The sequence below is a fragment of the Streptomyces nanshensis genome (assembly GCF_001751255.1).
GTDB lineage: Bacteria > Actinomycetota > Actinomycetes > Streptomycetales > Streptomycetaceae > Streptomyces > Streptomyces nanshensis_A.
Genome location: NZ_LJGW01000594.1, coordinates 1 through 2366, shown reverse-complemented (window position 1 = coordinate 2366; position 2366 = coordinate 1). Strand labels below are relative to the sequence as shown.

Below are 2366 nucleotides of genomic sequence, written 5' to 3'. Positions count from 1 at the left end.
GCACCCGGCGAACCCGGCCCACCCGGCGCTCCGGCGCGCGCGCTGCCGGCGCTCGGGCTGTCAACTGCCATCGTCGAACCTCCCGCCCCTCGTCACCTTGAAGATCACCGCGGAGCAGGCGATCATCACCAGCACCAGGGCGGTGCCCATGGCCGACGCATAGCCGTACTCGCCGAAGATGAAGGCCTGTTGGTAGATGTAGAAGATCGCCAGCGAGGTGCTGTTGGCGGGGCCGCCCTCCGTGATGACGAAGATCAGCTCGAAGCCGCCGGTGATCGCCGCGACGGTGGACATCAGCAGGACGAAGAAGCTCGTGGGCCGCAGCAGCGGCCAGGTGATCGTGCGGAACTGCGTCCAGGGCCCGGCGCCGTCGATGCGCGCGGCCTCGTAGTACTCACGGGGTATCTCCTGGAGCCCCGCGAGGAAAATGATCATGTAGTAGCCCATCATCACCCACACGAAGACGGCGATGACGGAGTAGAGCGCGGTGGAGGGGTCGCCGAGCCAGGAGTGCCCCTCGAAACCCATCGCCCGCAGCGACTTGTTCACCACCCCGACCTGGTCGTCGAGCATGAACCGCCACAGCACGCCCACGACGACGAGGCTGATGACGTACGGCAGGAAGAACAGCGTCCGGAAGAAGCCGACGGCCGGGATCCGCTGTCTGACCAGCAGCCCCAGCCCGAGGCTCACCACGAACAGCGTCGGCACCAGCACGATCACGTAGACGGCGGTGGTGCGCATCGAGTCCCAGAACAGCGGATCGTCCACCATGCGCGCGTAGTTGCCCAGCCCCACGAACTCGTACGAGCCGAACCCGCTGACCTGGAAGAAGCTCAGCACCACCGACAGCACCATCGGCAGCCCCACGAACAGGGCCAGCCCCAGCGCGTCCGGCGCGATGAACAGCCCCGCCGCGATCCACTCCCGGTGGCGCCGGCTGAGCCGTGTCCGCCGTGCTCCCGCGGCGGCGGCGCCGACGCCGCCGCCGGGCTTGCCGATTCCGGGCTCGGCATCGGGCCGGTCGACGCCGGGCTCCCTCACGACAGGCTCGCTCATATCAGGCTCGCCCCCTTGTAGCTACGTACGTACGCCTCGACCGACTGCGCGGCACGCGCCGCCTCGTCCGCGACACTGCGGCCGGCGAGCATCGAGCCCTGGACGGCGTCGGACAGGGCCTTGTAGACGACGGGCGGATAGCGCGGTTCGGGGCGGCCGTCGGGGAAGACCTCCTCCTTCATGTACTTCATCGCCCAGTCGTCATAGCCGCCGCGCTCCGTGCCGAGCCGCAGCGCGGACCTGCGCGGGGCGATGTCCCGCTTGGCCTTGATGCACCAGTCGGTCATCCGCTCGACGCACTCGTCCTCCATGCTGCCGAGGGCCCAGCCGCAGAACTCGGCGGCGGCCTGCGGGTCGCGGCCCTTGGCGTTGGCGCAGAAGGACCAGCCGCCCAGGGCCGTGGTGTACGAACCCCCGGGCGGCAGCGGGTGTTTGAACATCCCGTAGTCCACGTCCGGCGCGTACGCCTTGAGGCTGGCGATCTCCCAGATGCCGCTGTGCCACATCCCGGCCCGCCCGGTCTTGAAGCCGGAGATCATGTCGTCGCCCGCCGGCGCCGTGCTGGGGGTGATGCCGCTGCGTACGGCGTCCTGCCAGAGCTGGAGGGCCTGGCGTACGGGGCGGGAGTCGACGGTCACCGTGCCGTGGCCGTCCAGGACGTCGCCGCCGCCCATCCACATCCACGAGTACCAGAGGAAGTTCTGGAGATAGCCGGGCAGCGTCTTGAGCACGAGACCGGCCCGGGTCTTCGTCGTCAACTTCTCGCCGACGTCGAGGAGTTGGTCCCAGGTGGCCGGGATGTCGCCCTCCGAGAGGCCCTTCTTCTCCCAGACGCGCTTGTCGTAGTAGACGACGAGCGGCTCGACCTCCATGGGCAGGGCGTAGACCTTGTCGCCGACCATGCGGCTGGCGAGGGTGTCCGGGTGGTAGTCGGCCACCGCCCGCTTGTCGACGTACGGCGTGAGGTCGGCGAGGACGCCGCCGTTGTAGTAGCGCAGGAAGTCGCCGGGGCTGGCGAGGAAGATGTCGGGACCGGCGCCCGCGGCGAAGGCCGTGGGCAGCTTGGAGCCGTTCTGGTAGGTGGGCGGCGGCATGTAGAGCAGCTCGATGCGCCGCTTGTGGGTGCGGTTCCACTGCGCCACCAGGTCCGTGAACCACTTGCTCTGGGCGTTGAGCGCCGGGTCTTCGGAGCGCTGGGGCGCGTAGAAGTTCCAGAACTGCAACGGGCCGTCGTCCGCGCTCGCCCGGCCGCCGCAGCCGGAGGCGAGCGCCGCGGTGGCACCGGCGGCGCCGGCGGCGAGCAGACC

Annotated in this window: 2 protein-coding genes; both read right to left on the bottom strand. The window is 69.6% G+C overall.

Translation table 11 applies throughout. The features are described from left to right. Window positions 1-60: 60 nt before the first annotated feature. Window positions 61-1059: a carbohydrate ABC transporter permease gene (locus AN218_RS30025; RefSeq protein ID WP_079132740.1), complete on the bottom strand. Its 999-nt coding sequence runs from the start codon at window positions 1057-1059 to the stop codon at window positions 61-63. Then, on the bottom strand, window positions 1056-2366 hold a 1311-nt coding region (locus AN218_RS30020; protein WP_070020202.1), incomplete at its 5' end, for an ABC transporter substrate-binding protein. The genes AN218_RS30025 and AN218_RS30020, both read right to left, overlap by 4 nt.